At 67.1% G+C, this 17,389-nt stretch carries 17 protein-coding genes and 1 tRNA gene; 8 read left to right on the forward strand and 10 right to left on the reverse strand.

What is annotated here, in order from left to right:
* The first annotated feature begins 65 nt into the window (after nucleotides 1–65).
* The 4 genes from H8F25_RS08455 to H8F25_RS08470 are packed head-to-tail and all read left to right on the forward strand — an operon-like array spanning nucleotide 66 to nucleotide 3,595.
* Nucleotides 66–1,205, forward strand: coding sequence for a nucleotidyltransferase family protein (locus H8F25_RS08455; RefSeq protein WP_197213156.1), 1,140 nt, complete (start codon nucleotides 66–68; stop codon nucleotides 1,203–1,205).
* Nucleotides 1,202–2,308: a glycosyltransferase family 4 protein gene (locus H8F25_RS08460; protein ID WP_197213157.1), complete on the forward strand. Its 1,107-nt coding sequence runs from the start codon at nucleotides 1,202–1,204 to the stop codon at nucleotides 2,306–2,308. Before H8F25_RS08455 ends, H8F25_RS08460 begins: the two co-directional genes overlap by 4 nt.
* 59 nt (nucleotides 2,309–2,367) lie before the next feature.
* Nucleotides 2,368–2,778, forward strand: coding sequence for a PqqD family protein (locus tag H8F25_RS08465; RefSeq protein ID WP_231597338.1), 411 nt, complete (start codon nucleotides 2,368–2,370; stop codon nucleotides 2,776–2,778).
* Nucleotides 2,768–3,595 carry a glycosyltransferase family A protein gene (locus tag H8F25_RS08470; RefSeq protein WP_197213161.1) on the forward strand — a complete coding sequence of 276 codons (828 nt, stop codon included), beginning with the start codon at nucleotides 2,768–2,770 and terminating at the stop codon, nucleotides 3,593–3,595. The genes H8F25_RS08465 and H8F25_RS08470 overlap by 11 nt, the downstream gene beginning before the upstream one ends.
* Here H8F25_RS08470 and H8F25_RS08475 read toward each other — a convergent pair.
* Together H8F25_RS08475 and H8F25_RS08480 are read right to left on the reverse strand one after the other, a co-directional pair.
* A complete protein-coding gene (locus H8F25_RS08475) occupies nucleotides 3,476–4,648 on the reverse strand; it encodes a glycosyltransferase family 4 protein (RefSeq protein WP_197213163.1) in 1,173 nt (390 codons plus the stop codon). The two genes, H8F25_RS08470 and H8F25_RS08475, sit on opposite strands and share 120 nt — an antisense overlap.
* Nucleotides 4,645–5,427 (reverse strand): glycosyltransferase, encoded by a 783-nt coding sequence (locus H8F25_RS08480; RefSeq protein ID WP_231597279.1) that lies wholly within the window; start codon nucleotides 5,425–5,427, stop codon nucleotides 4,645–4,647. Before H8F25_RS08480 ends, H8F25_RS08475 begins: the two co-directional genes overlap by 4 nt.
* 303 nt (nucleotides 5,428–5,730) lie before the next feature.
* Here H8F25_RS08480 and H8F25_RS08485 point away from each other — a divergent pair, with 303 nt between their 5' ends.
* Nucleotides 5,731–6,519 carry a hypothetical protein gene (locus H8F25_RS08485; RefSeq protein WP_197213167.1) on the forward strand — a complete coding sequence of 263 codons (789 nt, stop codon included), beginning with the start codon at nucleotides 5,731–5,733 and terminating at the stop codon, nucleotides 6,517–6,519.
* A gap of 9 nt (nucleotides 6,520–6,528) precedes the next feature.
* Here H8F25_RS08485 and H8F25_RS08490 read toward each other — a convergent pair whose 3' ends face one another.
* Together H8F25_RS08490 and H8F25_RS08495 are read right to left on the reverse strand one after the other, a co-directional pair.
* On the reverse strand, nucleotides 6,529–7,653 hold the full coding sequence (locus H8F25_RS08490; protein ID WP_197213169.1) for a glycosyltransferase family 4 protein: 1,125 nt from the start codon (nucleotides 7,651–7,653) through the stop codon (nucleotides 6,529–6,531).
* Entirely contained in the window at nucleotides 7,650–8,729 is a 1,080-nt protein-coding gene (locus tag H8F25_RS08495) for a hypothetical protein (protein WP_197213171.1), read from the reverse strand. Before H8F25_RS08495 ends, H8F25_RS08490 begins: the two co-directional genes overlap by 4 nt.
* Nucleotides 8,730–8,804: 75 nt before the next feature.
* Between H8F25_RS08495 and H8F25_RS08500 the strand changes: the two genes are divergently transcribed.
* Nucleotides 8,805–9,725, forward strand: coding sequence for a hypothetical protein (locus H8F25_RS08500; protein ID WP_197213173.1), 921 nt, complete (start codon nucleotides 8,805–8,807; stop codon nucleotides 9,723–9,725).
* On the opposite strand, the gene H8F25_RS17690 is transcribed toward H8F25_RS08500, so the two are convergent.
* The 4 genes from H8F25_RS17690 to H8F25_RS08525 all read right to left on the reverse strand — a co-directional run bounded on the left by H8F25_RS17690 (nucleotide 9,719) and on the right by H8F25_RS08525 (nucleotide 13,886).
* Complete coding sequence (locus H8F25_RS17690) at nucleotides 9,719–10,684, reverse strand: class I fructose-bisphosphate aldolase (protein ID WP_231597280.1); 966 nt, start codon at nucleotides 10,682–10,684, stop codon at nucleotides 9,719–9,721. The genes H8F25_RS08500 and H8F25_RS17690 overlap by 7 nt on opposite strands.
* Nucleotides 10,685–10,865: 181 nt before the next feature.
* Nucleotides 10,866–12,377, reverse strand: a complete 1,512-nt coding sequence (locus H8F25_RS08515; RefSeq protein WP_197210264.1) for an IS66 family transposase — start codon at nucleotides 12,375–12,377, stop codon at nucleotides 10,866–10,868.
* A 45-nt stretch (nucleotides 12,378–12,422) separates the two neighbouring features.
* Nucleotides 12,423–13,670: a hypothetical protein gene (locus tag H8F25_RS08520; protein ID WP_197213175.1), complete on the reverse strand. Its 1,248-nt coding sequence runs from the start codon at nucleotides 13,668–13,670 to the stop codon at nucleotides 12,423–12,425.
* A gap of 142 nt (nucleotides 13,671–13,812) precedes the next feature.
* A tRNA-Arg gene (locus tag H8F25_RS08525) sits at nucleotides 13,813–13,886 on the reverse strand.
* Nucleotides 13,887–14,023: 137 nt separating this feature from the next.
* Between H8F25_RS08525 and H8F25_RS08530 the strand changes: the two genes are divergently transcribed.
* Complete coding sequence (locus H8F25_RS08530) at nucleotides 14,024–14,899, forward strand: hypothetical protein (protein ID WP_197213176.1); 876 nt, start codon at nucleotides 14,024–14,026, stop codon at nucleotides 14,897–14,899.
* 3 nt (nucleotides 14,900–14,902) lie between these two features.
* On the opposite strand, the gene H8F25_RS08535 is transcribed toward H8F25_RS08530, so the two are convergent.
* Nucleotides 14,903–15,139 (reverse strand): hypothetical protein, encoded by a 237-nt coding sequence (locus H8F25_RS08535; RefSeq protein WP_197213177.1) that lies wholly within the window; start codon nucleotides 15,137–15,139, stop codon nucleotides 14,903–14,905.
* 27 nt (nucleotides 15,140–15,166) lie between these two features.
* Nucleotides 15,167–16,081 carry a 16S rRNA (cytidine(1402)-2'-O)-methyltransferase gene (rsmI, locus tag H8F25_RS08540; protein ID WP_197213178.1) on the reverse strand — a complete coding sequence of 305 codons (915 nt, stop codon included), beginning with the start codon at nucleotides 16,079–16,081 and terminating at the stop codon, nucleotides 15,167–15,169.
* Nucleotides 16,082–16,356: 275 nt separating this feature from the next.
* Between rsmI and H8F25_RS08545 the strand changes: the two genes are divergently transcribed.
* On the forward strand, nucleotides 16,357–17,337 hold the full coding sequence (locus H8F25_RS08545) for a 3'(2'),5'-bisphosphate nucleotidase CysQ (protein ID WP_370525858.1): 981 nt from the start codon (nucleotides 16,357–16,359) through the stop codon (nucleotides 17,335–17,337).
* Nucleotides 17,338–17,389: the final 52 nt, after the last annotated feature.

Consider the following 17,389-nt stretch of genomic DNA (forward strand, 5'->3'; position numbering starts at 1 on the left):
CATTGCCCACTTCAGCCAACGGCCCCTTCCCCAGACCATGGCTACGGCAGGCGCCGCTGGACCTGTTGGCCGGCCTTCTTCCCGACCAGGATCCAACCCTGTTTCTTCTCGCCTGTCTGGCACCGGCTCCCAGGGCGCTGGAGGCTTGGTCCACCTGGCGGGCCCGCCATGGCCCCGCGGAGGGGATGGGGGGCGCCCAGCGCAGCCTGCGCAGCCTGTCCGCGGTTTTGGCCTGCTCCCTGCTGGAGGCCGGCGCCAGTCTGGATCGGCACGATGCCACCTGGTTGCGGGCGGCCCAGCTGCACGAGCAGCGGCGCACGGAACGGTATCAGGAGATCGCCGCTGCTGTTCTCGCCTCCCTCTCGGCCGCGGGGCTCCCTTTTCTGCTGGCCCGGGGGGCGGCCGTGGCGGAGGGGGTGCTGCCGAAGCCCTGGCTTCGCCACTGCCATGATCTCGACCTGCTGGTGCCGGAGTCCCATCTCGACAGGGCATCCGAAGTCCTCGTCCAGTCGGGATTAAGGGAAGAAGCCTCGGCTGATGCGGGGCGCGCCTTCCTTCACAGGCGACTCCTTCCGGTGCGGCTCCACCCAAAGCCCCTGCCTTCACCCTTTTTTGGGCCTTTGCTGGAGGATCTGCAGGTCCGCGCACGTCAGGCCACGATCCTTGGCACCTCCCTGCTGCTGCCCTCTGCGGATGATCTCTTGCTGCATGTGTGCTGCCATGCCGCCTGTCGCGGCGGGCGCACGTCTCTGCGCTGGGTGAGCGATGCCCACGCGATCGTGGTTCAGAGCGAGGAGATCGACTGGTCGCGTCTGCGCACCACCGCGGCGGACCATGGCCTTTCGGCCCAGCTGGCGGTGACGCTGGGCTATCTCGCCCATGACATCGGCACCCCCATCCCGTCCACGCTTCTGGAGGCCCTGGCCGCGGACGCTTCCCGGGCGGACGGGCTTGAGCGGGAGCTGCTCATTCACGCCGCCCGCCTCGGCGAAGGGGGCCATTTCGGGACGCTCTGGCAGGCCGTGGGCGCCCGCTCCAGGATCAGCCTGGCCCGCTGGTTGCTCGTTCCAGATGGCGCGTATCTGAAGCGCCTGGAGGCGTCTCCCTCACCATCTGGATCCCAGTTGTTATTGCGCCACTGGCACAGCCGGCTCACCGCGGCGCCATCGGCCCTCGCTCGGCTCGCTTTCCAGGGCTCACCATGAAAGTGCTGTACTGGACCCAGCGCTTTTGGCCCCATATCGGTGGCGTTGAAGTGCACGCCTCTCGCTTCCTGCCGGAGATGGTGAGGCGCGGCCATGAGTTTCGGGTGATCACCTCGCCGGGTGGGCGCGACCTTCCCCCGTTTCAGGAGGTGGAAGGCATCCCAGTGCATCGCTTTCGTTTCGAGGAAGCGTTCCAGAAGAAGGACCCGGGCTTGATGGCCCACCTGCGGCGGGAGGTGGGAGCCCTGAAACAAAGCTTTCAGCCCGATCTGGTGCACCTGCACCTCACGGATCCCTCGGTGATCTTTCACCTGATGACCCGCCATCTCCATCCCTGCCCCACCCTGCTCTCGTTGCGGGTGAGCCTGGAGGGAGACCTGCAGCGGCCCGATTCTCTGATGGTCAGATCCCTCACCGCCGCCGACTGGATCACAGGCAACACGGTGAGCGTGCTGGGCACCGTGCACCAGCAGCTGCCGGACACCCTGGCCCGATCCTCCGTGATCCTGAATGCGCTGGATCCACCGGCCTCCGCGCCCCCCCCACTCCCCTGGGATCCACCTGTGCTGTTGCTGCTGGGCCGCCTCGTGCCCGAGAAGGGCTTTGATGTGGCTCTACGGGCTCTGCCCGCCATCGTGCCGCACCATCCCGGGTTGCAGGTCGTCGTTGCTGGCGATGGCCCTTCCCGTCCCGAGCTCCAGGCCATCGCCCAGGAGCTCGGGCTGGGGGATCGGGTGCGGTTCCTGGGATGGGTGGATCCCCAGGCCGTGCCGGGGTTGATCAACACCGCCACCCTTGTGGTGGTGCCCTCCCGCTGGAAGGAAGCCTTCGGCATTGTTGCCCTGCAAGCGGCCCAGCAGGCCCGCCCGGTGGTGGCTTCCCGGGTGGGGGGCCTGCCTGAGGTGGTGTTGCACGACGAAACCGGGCTGCTGGTGGAGCGGGAGGACCCCGAGGCCCTCGCCAGGGCCGTGTTGCGGCTGCTGGCGGATCCGGAGCTGACCCGTCGCCTCGGTGAGGAAGGCCGGCGTCGTGCGGCTGAGCAGTTCAGCTGGACGGCCCACCTTGACGACTTTTGTAAACTGTACGGCCAATTGGCGGGGTAATACCTGTGGATTCGTCTCACTGCTACGAAGTTGCAACGGATTTGGTGGCGGCCCAGGTGATGGATGGAGAAGTAGTCGTGATCAATCTGGCCACAGGCTGTTATTACACGAGTAACCAGGCGGCAGGAGAGATCTGGCCCCTGCTCGAGCAGTGTCAAACCATGGACGCATTGCTGTGCCATCTCTGCAATGTTTATGATGTGAGCAGGGAAAAAGCAGAGACGGATCTGCGAGGCCTTCTCGACCTCCTCGATGCTGAGGGAATCATCCGAGCCGCCACAACGGAGGCGGAGAGCCCCCAGCCCGAATCTCCTCCGGTGGCCGAGAAGCGTCCCTACGAGCCTCCGGCCTTTGAGGTGTTCCGCGACATGGAACAGCTGCTGGCCCTTGATCCGCCCATGCCCGATGCTGGCGAGATCCCCTGGGAGCTGAGCGACGACGACCCTCTCCCCGCCCCGCATGCCACCTGAGCACCAGCTGGTCAGCTGTGTTGTTCCCACCTTCAACGCGGCCCGTTACCTGCCCCAGGCCCTGGCCAGCATCCTCGATCAGACCCACGGGGAGCTAGAGGTGGTCGTGGTGGATGACGGCTCGGAAGATGACACCCTGGCCATTGCAGCTGCCGCCGGCAGCAGGGTCCGGGTTGTCCAGCAGACCAGGCTCGGCCCCGCGGCGACCCGCAACCGGGGTGTGCAGGAGGCCCGGGGCGCCTTCCTTGCCTTCCTCGATCCGGATGATCTCTGGCAGTCCGACAAGCTGGAGCTCCAGTTGCGGTGTTTTGAGGCGGATCCCGCCCTCGACCTCTGTGTCAGCCATGCCCGACTGATCTGGGAGCCAGAGGCGGCCGAACAGGCCCAGCGCTTGCAGCACCTGCCGCGGGCGTCCGAGCCCGTGCCAGGGTTTGCCACCACCACCCTGCTCGCCCGCCGCCAGGTCTTCGAGACCGTGGGCCTGTTTGATCCGGATCTCTGGTTCGCCGATGCGGTGGACTGGTTTTTGCGGGCGGAGGCCGCTGGCCTGAAACGGCTGCTGCTTCCGGAGGCCCTCACCCTTCACCGGATGCATGGGCGCAATCTCAGCCAGCGGCGGGAGCAGGACAGCCGCCAGGAGTTTCTGCGGATCGTCAAACGCTGGGCGGATCGGCGGCGCACCCTGGGGCCCCCCTCATCAGCCGAGGCCGGTCTCCCGGAGGAAGCGGCCGGCAACCGCTGGCCAGAGGAAGTGCCGCCTCACCCGCTCCCGGCCCGCCTCCCCCAGCCGCAGGCGCAGGGCCCCATCTCGCAATAGTCGGTCCAGGGCCGCCAGGGTCTCCCGCGGGTCGGAGCTGTCCACCCGAAGGCCGGTGACGCCATCGACGACTGCATCGGCCGTTCCCCCTACCCGACCTGCCACACAGGGCCGGGCGGCGACCGCCGCCTCCAGGAAGACGATCCCGAAGCCCTCCAACGGGCGGCCGGGCACCAGCCGGCTGGGCATCACGTACACCTCGCAGAGGTCGTAAAGGGCCTGCTTGCAGAGCTCGTCCACCCGTCCGAGGAAGGTCACCAGCGGAGCTACTCCCAGGCTGCGGGCGAGGGATTCCAGAGCCTCCCGTTCCGGACCCTCTCCCGCCACCAGATAGCGCAGGCCTGGAAAGGCGCGGGCCAGATCAGGCAGGCACCGGATCACCAGGTCGATTCCCTTGCTGCGTTCCAGCCGCGCCACGGTGAGCAGCACCCGTCCCCCGTCGAGCTGGAGGTCGGCCTTCAGGGCCGCCACCCAGGGACGGAGATTCTCTGGGACGGGCCGGTCCGGCACCCCGGGGTTCAGCACCCGGATGTCGAGAGTTTCGCCGTAGCGCATTCGCAGCCGGGTCGCCGTGTCCCGACTGTTGGCGAGGAGGAAGCGTGCGGCCCGCACATCGCCCTGTCGCCAGGGGTCTACGCTGGCATACATCTCAGCGTCCGTGAGCTCCCCATCGTGGGCAAAGATGGCGTAGGGAATGGCGGATTTCTGCAGCGCCTGGCACCAGTGATGGGCCATGACGCTCCAGACGCCGATAAAGACCAGGGCATCGGCTCCCGCCGCCTTCAGATGGGCCAGGGTGGCTGGCACAGCCTCCCCCCGCATGCGCAACAGTCGCTGCGAGGTGGTCAGGCCTGGAGCCCCCACGGCCTCCAGGATCTCCAGTCGGTAGCGATGGGGCCTGGGTGCCGTGCCCGCCGGCACAGTGGAGAGCACCGTCGCTGGGAGGGATGTGGCCAGCTCGTCCCAGAGTCCATGCAGGAAGCAGGCGATTCCACCACTCATGGGGGGAAAATCGGTCGTCAGCAGGATGGCCTGGGGGGAGGTGTCGCTCATATCAAGGGCTCGAGGGGCACCCCATCCACCCGGATGATGTCCCGGTAGCGATGCAACACCGACTTCATCGCTCGCACCCGCTCGGCTACCGCCCGGGCAGGATCGGCACGGGACAAGCCCTGAGGATGGTCGAGATACAACCCCAGTGTTTCCTCCAGGTGCAGCATCGGCGCCCGCTCAGCCAGACGCAGCCAGAACGCATAGTCTCCTGTGATGGCATAGGTTTCATCGAAGCCTCCGGCCCAGGCGTGCACCGAGCGGCGCCACATCGGATGGGGCCCGCAGCAGCACCCGGCCAGAAGCACCCGTGGCTGGTAGGTGGGCTGGGCGAGCCTGCGGCCGCGGCTGGAGTTGTGCGCAAACGTTTCGCCGGGGCGGGTGGTGACCAACGAATCTCCATAGACGAGGCAAACCTCGGGATGGGCATCGAGGGCAGCCGCCATCACCGCCAGCGCATCCTCGCGCAACCGATCATCGCTGTTGAGATTGCAGAGGTATTGCCCCTGGCTCACCAGGATACCCGCATTCCAGGCGGCATACAGCCCTGGCCGGGGGGAGGGCACGCCGCGGATCCGGGGGTCGGCACGGTATGGAGCTGTCGCCTCCCAGTCGTTCCCGCCGGGACCGTGTATGACCAGGATCTCCATGGATTGGAGGGTCTGGGCCAGCAGTGACTCCAAACAACCGTGAAGGAGGTCTTCCCGGTTGCGGCTGGCCACCAGCACACTCACGGTGATGCCGGCGTCCGAGCCCGCCTCGATCCCCAAGGAGCTCCCCAAACGTCTGCGACCATTTTATGACCAGGCTGATGGGCCCAGCCCCAGGTCGGTCAGGGTCCGAACCTTGTGAAACCCCCCGTCGTTCTCTTCCTCTTCAACCGTCCGGAGTGCACCCGCCAGGTGTTTGCGGCGATCCGCCAGGTGCGGCCGCGCCAGCTCCTTCTTGTGGCTGACGGCCCGCGGCCCACCCACTGCGAGGATCCCCTGCTCTGTGAGCAGGCCCGCGCCATCGTCAGTGCGCCGGACTGGCCCTGCGAGGTGCTGACGGATTTCGCCAGCACGAATCTCGGCTGTGGCCAGCGCATGGTGAGCGGCCTCGACTGGGTGTTCGCGCAGGTGGAGGAAGCAATCCTCCTGGAGGACGACTGCCTGCCGGATCTCTCCTTCTTTGCCTACTGCGAAGCGCTGCTGCACCACTACCGTGAGGATCCACGGGTGATGCACATCGGTGGGCACAACCGACTGATCGCGTGGATGCCCGACGCCAGCAGCTACCACGCAACCTTTCAATACGGCAGTGTCTGGGGGTGGGCCACCTGGAGGACGGCCTGGCAATGCTTTCGCCGGGATGCGCCCAACTGGCGCAGACTGGCGCATCAGCTCACAACCACGCAGGTGGGGTGGAATGGGGACACACAGGCTGAATTCCTGCACCCCTTTCAGACCTTTTCCATGGAAAAACTGGCTGATGATTGGTGCATCATCTGGACCCTCTCCAAGATGCTGAAAGGTGGCCTCTCCCTTTTCCCGGCAAGGAATCTGATCAGCAATATCGGTTTCGGGCCGCAGGCAACGCACACCTCCATGAGCCATGCCCTGCTGTTTCAGAACACGCCCCGCTTTTCCCTGGAGTTTCCACTGCATCATCCCAGCCACCTTCAGCTGGATGCGCACTATGAAGCGCAGCATCTGCGCTGGATGCAATGCCGGCCATCCCCGGATCTGCTCCAACCCCTCCTGGATCATCTGCTGGCGCAGAACCGCTGTGTGCATGCGCTGGTGCTGATCGAGCAGGTCCTGCGCAGCTCGCTGCCAGCCCCGGAGTATGAGCAGCACAAGGCCGCGGTGCTCCGTCAGTTGCGGGGGGGCTGAGGTCGCGGCTCATCCGGAGTGTCTGGAGGCCAGGCGCGCGTAAAGGGTGGCGTAGGCCCCCACCTGCCGATCCAGAGCGAAGAGCTCCCGGGCCCGCTGCTGCGCCGCATCTCCAAAGTTGCGGCATCGCGGCAGATCCTGCAGCAGCTCAAGGGCGGCGGCGGCCATTTCTCCGGCGTCGCCTGGGGTCACCAGTAGGCCGGTGACCCCGTGCTCCACCACCTCCACCAGCCCGCCGGTCCTGCTGGCCACCACAGGACGACGCATCCAGGCGGCCTCCAGGGCCGTCAGGCCGAATCCCTCCGACAGGGAGCTCACGAGCAGCAGGGAGGACGCTTCCATGAGCTCCAGGCAACGTTCGCTGCGCTTCCACCCGAGGAAGCGGACCGAGCGGGACACCCCCAGGTGCTCTGCCAGCTGCTCCAGCCGGGGGCGATCGTGACCATCGCCGGCGATGGTGAACCGGGCCTCCGGCAGCGCCGCCCGGATCTCCGCGAAGGCCCGCAGGGCGATGTCGACCCCCTTGCCCGCCACCAGTCGGGCCACACAGAGGAGCTCCGGTGGGCTGATGCTGACGGGAGCGGCCTGGCGTGGCGGCGGTTCCATGCCATTGGGGATCACCAGGCTGCGACCTGCCGCTGCGGGCAACACCTCGAGCAGATCGGCCTGAACAGCCCGGGAACAGGCCACGAGCGCATCGGCCCGGCGCAGGGCGTGGTCAAACACCGTTCCCGGCCGCAAGGGCCGGCACAGGCTCGGCTCGAGCTCGCCATGCAGCGTCACCACAGTGGGGACAGGAGCTGCGCTGCGGCTCTGCCAATGGAAGAGATCGATTGGCGACACCATGCACAGGTGCACCACATCCGGCCGGAAGGATCGCTTCTGATCGGCCAGCCAGTGCAGGCCTGCTGCCATGGCGGTGGGTGTGGGCCGGGCCACCGCTTCCCAGAAGGGGAACCGGCGCACCTGCACGCCATGGCGGAGGTCCTGATCCGGCAGATCCACGGTGTATTGGGTGGTGACCACCAGCACCTCATGCCCCAGCCCGAGGAGTCCCCGGGCCAGGCGATCGATCACCGTGGGGCCACCGGATCCATAGGGGGGGAAGTGGGGGCTGAAGAGCAGCAGCCTCATGGCCGCTGATCGTTCCCGGGCAGGGCCTGCGCCACCAGCTGGGGCAGTTGGGTGGGGGGCGCGGTGCCCTCAAGCCAATGCACAGGCACGGCCCGCAGCAGATCGCTGAGCCGTCCGATGTCGCCGCTGTCCCAGGTGGGGTAAAGGGGCAGGCAGTTGGGCAGCATGCGGGTCATGGCCTCCACCCGGCGGGCCGGCACAAGTTTTGCCTCGGCCAGGGCAGGATCCCGGCGCGGCAGAACCACGGCGTGGATGGGGGAGGAGGCCAGAATCCGATCGGGGAAGAGGTCGGAGGCCATCAGGATCGCCTTGTTCAGCGCATCGGTTTCCAGCCGGTGGGCCTGGGGCCGGTGCTGGGGGAAGTGCTGCATCATGTCGACGCTGGCGAGGATCGAGCGATAGAGGCGGTGACCGACGAACACGCCCGGTGCCACGGTCTCCAGACCGATCTTGTCGTCGGAGAGAAATCCGAAGCCTGCATCCAGGCAGGCCAGCGCCAGGGTGGATTTGCCGGCACCAGCGGGTCCACCGATCAGCAGACCCCTCCCATCCTTGCTGACGAGCCCCGCATGCAACACCGGCAGGCCGATGCGGCGCAGCCAGAACCTCAGGGGCCATTCCAGCGGGCGCGCCCGCTCGTGGAGATGGAAGCGGGAGCGATCCAGCACGCAGCCCACCAGGGCAGGTTGCTCCAGGTCGAGGACGTTGAGCCAGCCCTTGGCGATGTGACAGACGTAACGGCCACTCACGGAGGTGCCCGTGACCACGTCCTGCCGCAGTTGCTGCTCATTGAGACGATGGAAGAGCCCAAGGCGCGGATCGATGCCCGTGTCCGGTGTCTCATCCCACAGGCAGATCTCAAGGGCCGGGGGGCCATCGCCAGCGTAGGGCTCGAAGGCGGTGCGGAAGATCCGGGCCAGTTCGGCGCCGAGGAAACGACCGACGACGCGTCGTCCGGCGATCGAGAAGTCGTAGGTGGTGAGCTTGGCCGGGTAGGCCTCGCTGAGCTGGGCAAAGGTCTGCTGCAGACGCTGATGCACCTCAGCGCAGGACAGCCTTGTCTGAAGCAGCGTCATCTCAACCGGGGGGATCCGTGCATCATGGGCCCACCTGCGATGCTTTGCAGAGTCTGAAGATCGGTTGAGGCGGTCATGGTGCGATCCGGTCGTGGGGCGATCTATATGGCCTTGGGCCCGACCTTCATCGAGGAAGCCAGGATTTCCGCAGAGAGTGTCAGGCGTTTCATGCCGGACCTGAGACTCGTTCTCTTCACGGACCATCCGCCATTGGAGCGAGGTGTTTTTGATGAAGTCATTCCCCTCGAAGAGGTTCATCCGAAGGTCCATGTCAACAAGTTGATCGCCATGCTTCGTTCGCCGTTTGAGCAGACGATCCTCCTGGACACCGACACCTTTGTCTGCGCCCCCTTTGGCGAATTGTTCGAGTTGCTCGATCATTTCGATGTCGCCATGTCCCACGACCGCCGCTATATCGACTGGTGTCCCAAAAATGTGGGCGTGCCCGTGGCCTTTCGTGAGTTCAATCAGGGAGTGATTGTTTACCGACAATCGGCCAGTCTCATCCGGACTGCGGAGGAATCTCTCCTATGGGTGAACAGGCTGGCTGATATGAATGGATGGGTGCCGGACGATCAGCCACCGCTTCGTATTGCCCTCTATGAGAGTGACCTGCGCATCGCTACGCTGACTAGCGAGTACAACTGTCGCTTCCATACCTTTGGCCAGGTCAACGGAGAGGTTGTCATCCTGCATGGCCGCATCCCGGGACAACCCTTCACGGAAAGGAATCTGTCGCGAATTGCAGCCTGCATCAACAAAAAGACAATCCCGCGGGTTTATGTCGCTGGCAGGGTCTACGCGCTTGAGCGTCCGTCTATCTGGGGGAAGAGCTATTTCCGATCCTCACATATTGTCACCATGTTCAGGCCAACGCTTGGCTTCTGGCGAGCGACGTTACGGCATGGCCGGGAGTTCCTTCGCCGAAGGGGTCTCAGAGACGCTTCCGGCTATCTGTTTTGCCGGATGCGGGGCGAGCGCCAGCCCTCTCAATAGCTGTAATCGGCCTCGAACAGGCTGGTGTCGTCGGAAGGCTCGCTGCCCGGGATGTAAGCGCCCCGGCTGGCGGCGCCGTTGGCCCGGACCCGGGCCAGCAAGGCCGCCTGGCCCGCCCCCCGATCGCTGCCTCCCCAGTGCTGGAGGCAGGAGTGCTGCAACGCCCGGCCGAAGGAGAAGCCCAGGTGCCAGGGGGCAAAGCCCTGGGCCGCCGCCTCGTTGATGGCGTTGAGGCAGCGGCTTGCGTCCTCCTCGCTGAGGCCGCCGGAGAGAAACAGGATCGCCGGCACCGCTGCCGGCACCGTGCGGTTCAAGGTGCGCACGGTGAACTCCCCCACCTCCTCCAGGCTGGGCCGCACCGGGCAGGCAGCGCCGGCAGTGGTCATGGAGGGCTTGAGCAGACTGCCTTCCAGAAACACCCCGAAACCCTCGGCCGGTCCTGATGGCGGAGGCGGCGGATCGACCTGCCCATCAATTCGCTCCAGTGAGGCATGGGACGCCCAGGCCTGCAGCAGGGTGCCATCCACCGAGAAGTGCTCATCGCTGAGCAGCGGCCTGACCTCCGGCGCACCCATCAACTTCTCCAGGAAGCGCCCCATCACCTCCTCGTTGAGCAGCCGCTCGCGGTTCTTGGTGAACGTTGTCGGATGCCAGATCGGATCATCCGGGCTGAGGCCCACGAACCAGCGAAAGAGCAGGTTGTAGTGGAGCTGCTCCAGCAGCAACCGCTCCGATCGGATCCCGTAGAACGCCTGCAGCAACGAGGCCAGAAGCAGCTGCTCGGGCGGCACCGATGGCCGGCCTTCTGAGGCGTACAGCGCGCAGAAGGTGGGATTGAGTCGATCAAGGGCCTGATCGGCCAGCTTGCGGATCCGCCGCAGCGGATGACTGGCCGGAATCCGATCCTCGACCGAGACGTAGGAGAACAGCGAGCCGGTGCGCTCCTGTCGACCTCGCATCACAGGGTGGGCGGTTGCCCCATTTTCGCAGGGATGGGCGGGTTTTTCAGCGAACTCCTAAGGAAGCTCTGATCAAGACCGGGAGTAAGCGTTCAGGGGTCGGGACACCCCAGTGCGTCAGTCAATCTCCGATCTCTCCTCTGAGAGGGGCCATCTGTTCCTTCCACGTGTGATCGCTGCCTCAGCGATCCGGCACCAGCGATGGCATCACGCCGCCGAGGCGATGGGCAATCCAGGCCTGCTCCAGGAATTGCCAGACATCGCGGCCCTGCTGCCGCAGGGTGGCGGTGACGGTGAGCAACCGGCTGCGGCAGATGGCGCCGCCGGAGGACTGGACGCCATGGCTGATCTTGCGGTGAATCACCGATTGCCGCAGTGCCCGCTCGGCAGCGTTGTTGGTGGGCTCGATCCCTGGCGTTTGCAGAAAAGTCCAGAGCGCCTGCTTGCGCTGCAGCAACTGGCGACAGGTTCGCACCGTCTGGGCCCAGGGCGTTTGCTCGCCCCGCTCACAGCCCAGATCCACCACCCGCTGCAGCGTGGCCTCGAACGCCAAGCGGAGGGGGTGGCATCGATGCAGGAGCTGGGGCCGGTCGATCGCTCCGCTCTTCCACTGGTGCCAGTGAGCGAACAGATGCTGCTGCAGAGCCAGCATCTGGGCTCCGATCTCCCTGCTGGCGCCCTGGCGTTCAGCGATGGCCGCCAGATCCCGGATCAGGTGGGCCCAGCACAGCTGCCGCTGCTCCACGGGCAGGTGGTTGTAGGCCGAGAAGCGATCACTCACCACGATCCCTGCAAAGGTATGGCCCAGAAGCTCCATTGCCGCTGCACTTGAGCGGCTCAGGCCCTGCAGGAACACCGTAACCAGTGGTGTGACCATGACCCACTGCCAGCCGCGCCTGCCAGCAGGATTACAACCGTCGGCGTTGCCGGTGGGGGCGCCGGTTTCATCCACGTAGGCCACCGGCTGCTGCCGGGCCACCTCCAGGGCTTCCTCCACCGCCTGCTGCAGGGCTGCGCTCAGACGTGCCCGGATGGTGGCGATAGCGCCGCGGCTGATTTCCACACCCAGCAGCTGATCCAGCAGCGCCTGGGTTCGGCCGAAACTCAGGGGAAAGGCGCTGCCCAGCAGTCCCACCAGGCCGCTCAGGCGTGGGCCGTAGCGGCTGGGCTCCACATCCGCCGGCAGCTCGGCGCAGGTGCTGGTGGAGCAGCAGGGGCAGACCAGACGGTGCAGACGGTGTTCGATCACCACCGGGCTGATCGGTGGAATCTCGATCACCTGATGGCGCAGCGGCTCCGCATCCTCCCCCTGTAGCAGGGTGCCGCAGCGGCGGCAGGCGTCCGGGTGGTGCTCGAGCACCTCATCCACACGCGCGATCGGCAGCAGCTCCGGCCCTGCTCCCGGGTGCCCCTGCTGACCACCCCGCTTGCGACCAGTGCCTTTGCAGCGGGTGGGCGGCTTAAAACCCGTGCCGTCACTGGAGGGCGGCTTGGAGGAGTTGCGGGAGTTGCGGCCGATCCGCTCGCGCAGGCTGGCCAGTTCCGTCGCCAGGTCGGTGAGCTGCGCTCGGAGCTGGTCGTTCTCCTGCTGTTGTCTCTGGAGCTGTGCAAGAACCTCAAGGAAGCCAGCCCTCACGCCCACCGGAGTGGAAGCCCAGTCCGCTTCTGAAATCCCGGCCGGAGGGGTGGTCATCGCAGGAAGTCTCTGCCTGAGATGCAACCGGGATTCAAGCCGACGTCAAGGGTTCAGTCGTATCGATGTTCGCGATGAGCTGTCCCGCCCCCCTGAATGGGTACGCTCAACGCGGCGGGCCACCAGCTCTTGCACCTTGCGCTGCAGGCTCGGGCCATCCAGCCGCCTTCTATAGGTGGCCAGATGCACCTGCGGAGAGTGCCCCATCAACTCGGCGCTCTCTCGGACGTGGAGTCCCAGATCAAGGCCAAGGCGAAGCGCGAAAGCGTGCCGCAGTCCATAGCTGGTGAGGTCGCTGGGCATCTGCAAGCGGCGAAGCTGCTGTGTCATGTGACCGCCAGGCCCGGATGCCCGTTGACTCCAATCAGGCAACCCATGAACGCGCCAGCGCTGGATCAGCCCGTAGCAGTCCGACGGCCAGCCGCCCGGTGGCACAGCCGGCACCTGCCGTGGCCGTGTTGCACCCTTGCTGGAACGCTTGGAACGGGTGACCACAGCAACGGGCAGGCCATGGGCCCCGCTCTTGACATCCAATCCGATCAGCTCCTGCGGCCGGAGTCCGAATACGGCCAGGATGTCCCAAGCCAGAAGGTCACCCGGACCCAGCTTCGCGCTCTTCTTAATCCGCTCACGGAGTAGCTGGATCTCCTGGTCTCTGAAGGCCCTGACACCCTCGGGGTGCGCCGCGGCCTTGCCATTCCCGCGGAGTGGCGCCAGTTCGTCCAGCCAGTGCCAGCCTGCTTCCTTCCAGAGGCTCCGGGCACGATCGTGTGCCATCTGCCGGGAGCGGCTGTTCGCCTCCCATCGCTTCAGATATGCGGTCAGCAGATCTGCATCGTGTCTTGTGTGGTGCTCAGCAGCAGTAACCACCAGCCGGTGAAGGAACGGCAACCACGTTCGTTCCCATGTGATGGCAGTCATGCGCTCACCGACGAGCCTTGCGCGGAGCTGTTGGATCAACCGCTCAAGGTGCTCAGGATCCAAGTGGCATGGGTCGTCGGCGGGCGGTGCGGCTTCCGGGTCTGGCCATTGCCAGGTTCCTGAAACCACGGCGTCAAACACCGCGCAGGCTTCACTGAGAGCCGCGGCCGCCGTGGCCGGTCCGGGTGGTACAGAGAGGCTGTAAGCCCTGCGCTTGTGAACCTGGGCAGATGATTCGCCGGGCCTGAGGGGCAGCTCGGCGGAAACCACCCGCAGACGGTCGCGGTTCAGCTCCACGTACCAGCCAGCCCGCCCCAAGCGGTGGGCCTTGAAAGCCTGGCTCAGGTTCCGCAGCCAAGAGGGCGAGGCCATGGTGCCGCGTGAAATCTGCGTGAAATCCTGGCATTTCCGGGGCGTTTCAGGCCCATCCGGGCGTGAAAAATGAACCTTGGAGACCTCCGAAATCCATTCCGGATGAGCCCAGACTCCAGTTCCTGACTAGCTTTTTCCTGAACGCCCCCTGATGGATTCGAACCATCGACCGGCTGCTTAGAAGGCAGCTGCTCTATCCAGCTGAGCTAAGGGAGCTGAGGAGGCCTGCAGGGCAGCCCTGCACGGAGCCATGGCGCTCCGGGCCGGCACCATGATGGCCTCTGGCAGCACGGGGGCGGTAGAAGAGCTCCGGCCGCAGTCCGTAGAGTGCTTCACCGTGCACCGAACGCTTCATGGCGGCCCCCCGGCTCAGTGATGCCCAGAAGCAGGAACTCGTCAGTCGCTTCCGCAGCGGTGCCGGCACCCAGGAGCTGGCCGCAGCCTTCGGCTGCAGCCCCAACACCGTGACCCGTGTGGTGAAGGCGGCGATCGAGCCGGCGCTGTACGAAGAACTCAAACGTCAGCGGAGCCGCCGCGCGGGCCAGACCGCCCAGCCCGAGGCCCCAGCCCCGGAGCGCCACACCCCTCAGCCAGAGCCGCCACTGGAGTCGGATGCGGTTTCCGAAGCCACCACGGACCCGCCTCCCTCCCCGGAGCCGCTGCCGATCGAGGCTGCCAACGGCCCTGCGGCCCAGGAAGCCCTGGATCCGGGCGATGAAGACGATTCAGACCAGGATCCCGCCGACCACGAAGCCCCGAGGGCACTGGCGATCGACGATGCCGACGACTTCGATGACTTCGACGCGGAGGATGACGACGGCGACGAGCAGGACGACGACGGCAGTGGAGGCTTCCTGGAGCAGACCTTCGTCGAGGTGCCCATCAGCCTGACCGACGCGCTGGATCAGCCCCTCACCACCGCCCGTGCCTGGTGCGTCGATGAATTGCCGGCCAGCGCCTACATGCTGGTCGACAAGACCGTCGAACTCCAGGCCCGCCCTCTGGGAGAGATCCCGGAGCTGGGACGCCTTGAGGCGACGGAACTGGAGCTTCAGGCCCTGGTGCTGTACAGCAACCCCCGCCAGGCCAAGCGCCACTGCGGCCGCACGCAGCGGGTGATCAAGGTTCCCGATTTAGGGGTGCTGGAGCGCACGGCGCCCTATCTGCTGCGGCAGGGCATCTGCCGTGTGGTGGTCGAAGGAGCGCTCTACGCCCTGCCCGAAGCCTGAGGCTCACGCCCCCTCGTCGTCCCGCATCGGCAGCAGCAGGGCGACGCTGCTGCCGCCGCTGACCACCCCCAGCACCACCGCCAGGCCGATCAGGAATCCCGTCGGCAGGGGGGCGCTGCGGGCCGGTCCCAGGCGCAGGCTCACCTTCTCATCGAGGTTCTGCGCCCCGAGGCAGAGCAGCGCGAACAGCAGAACCGATCCGACGAGGCTGCCGAGCAACAGACGCAGGCGCAGCAGCATGGGACGCGGAAGCCGCAACGGACCAGCTCAGTCTGGCCCGTGGCGATCCCCCGGAGCATCGGCCTGCGCCGTCGGGTCCGAAGGCTGATGCAGCAGGGCATAGAGCTCACGCCGGCGGTGGCCGCTGCGCTCCGCCAGCTGGCGTGCCGCCTCCTGACTGCTCAGACCGGCCTCCCTGAGGCGCTGCAGCTCCAGCCGCAGGGCCGGCTCATCCCACACCGGCTGCCGCGGCGGCGCCCCCCCCAGCACCAGCGTGCATTCGCCCAGAGGCGCCACCGCCTGGAAGTGGGCCAGGGCGGCGGCCACGGTGGGGCCCACCTGCTGCTCATGGCGCTTGGTGAGCTCGCGGGCCACCTGCAGCGGCCGATCCCCCAGCACCGCCAGCAGATCTTCGAGCAGGGCCACCAGGCGATGGGGGGCCTCGTAGAACAGGAGTGTGCGTGGGTCCTCCGCCAGTTCCGCCAGCCGGCGCCTGCGGGCGGCGCTGCGCGGCGGCAGGAAGCCCTCGAAGCAAAAGCGTCCCGTGGGCAGGCCGCTGCTCACCAGCGCCGTGGTCAGGGCGCAGGGGCCGGGCACGCACACCACTGTAAGGCCGCGGGCACGGGCCGCGGCCACGAGCGATTCGCCCGGATCGGAGATGCCCGGCAGACCGGCGTCGCTGATCATGGCGAGCGACTCCCCCCGCTCGAGAGCGGCCAGCAGGGAGGGGATTCGTGCCGTCTCGTTGTGAGCGTGGAAGCTGAGCAGCGGTCTGCCGCTCAGGCCCAGCTGCTGCAGCAGCAGGCCGCTGCGGCGGGTGTCCTCGCAGGCGATGCGATCGACACCGGCCAGCACCCGCAGGGCCCGCGGCGAGAGGTCGTCGCGATTGCCGATCGGGGTGCCCACCACGTAGAGCACCGAGGGCGCCGGTTCGGCGGCGGCAGGGGCATCGGGACGATCCACGGACAGCGGCGAGGCCCCCCATGCTGACCAGCCACCGGCTGAGGAGGCAGCGTCAGCACAGGAGCCGGAGGAAGAAGGGGGTGCGGCACGGCCCTGCGGGCGTTCCGTCCAGTCCCGTCACCGGGCTCCTGCAGCCGTGCCGGGGCTTGCGCCAAAGCGGGCAGGCCGCCGGGAGGACCCGAGCGCCGCCGGCCAGGCCTGGCGCCGTTGCGGCAGAGCCCGCTGCTGCTGTCCGATCCGGGGCGCAGGCGGAAGCGGCAGCCCCCTGCTGGACAATGGCGTTTTTGCAGCTGATGCCGGAGTTCCCCACCGCCGCAGGTCCCACTCCGGCCGCAGCGTCGTTTCCCCTGCCGGAGGGGGTGAGCGGCGCGTCGTTGCTGGAGCAGCTGCGCCGCCTCAGCTGGGGCGCCGCCGACATCCTGCGCGCCTATGCCCGCGGGGAGCAGCCGCCCTACGGCTTCCCAGCGGCCCTGAACGTGGAGCAGGGCGGCGAAGGGCCGGTGTCGGCGGCGGATCTGGCAGTGAACCGCTGGCTGCTGGATGGGCTCAGCGAGGCCTTCCCCCGGGCGGCCTGGACGCTGCTGAGCGAGGAGACCGCCGGCGAGCAGCTGCAGGCGGGGCAGCCACTGGCGGCGGAATGGCTGTGGATCCTCGATCCCCTCGATGGCACCAAGGATTTCCTGCAGGGCACCGGCGAATACGCGGTGCATCTGGCCCTGGTGCATGCGGGCTCGCCGGTGCTGGGAGTGGTGCTGCTGCCGGAGCCCGAGGAGCTCTGGTTCGGCCTGATCAGCCCCGGGGCGGCCGGGCAGGCCTGGTGTGAGAACCGCGCCGGCGAGCAGCGCGCCGCCCGCCTGAGCGACAGGCAGGAGGTGGGCGAGCTGGTGCTGGTGGCGAGCCGCAGCCACCGCGATGCACGGCTGGAGCAGCTGCTGGAGGCCCTGCAGCTGGGCGACAGCATCGCTATGGGCAGCGTCGGCGGCAAGGTGGCCTCGATCCTGCGGGGCGAGACCGATGTCTACATCTCGCTCTCCGGCCGCAGCGCCCCCAAGGACTGGGACATGGCCGCCCCGGAGGCCGTGCTGCGGGCGGCGGGCGGTGCCTTCAGCCACGCCGATGGGCGTGCCCTCTCCTACAACGACGGCGACATCCGCCAGGCGGGCTGCCTGATCGCCAGCCATGGCCCCAGCCACGCCGAGCTCTGCAGGCGCGCAGCGGCGGCGATGGCCGCGATCGACCCGGGCTTTGCGGTGTGATCGCGACACACGGCCATCCCGGTCCCTGACGACCAGACTTCCCCGAGGACGC

The sequence above is a fragment of the Synechococcus sp. CBW1004 genome, from assembly GCF_015840715.1.
Lineage (GTDB): Bacteria > Cyanobacteriota > Cyanobacteriia > PCC-6307 > Cyanobiaceae > Cyanobium.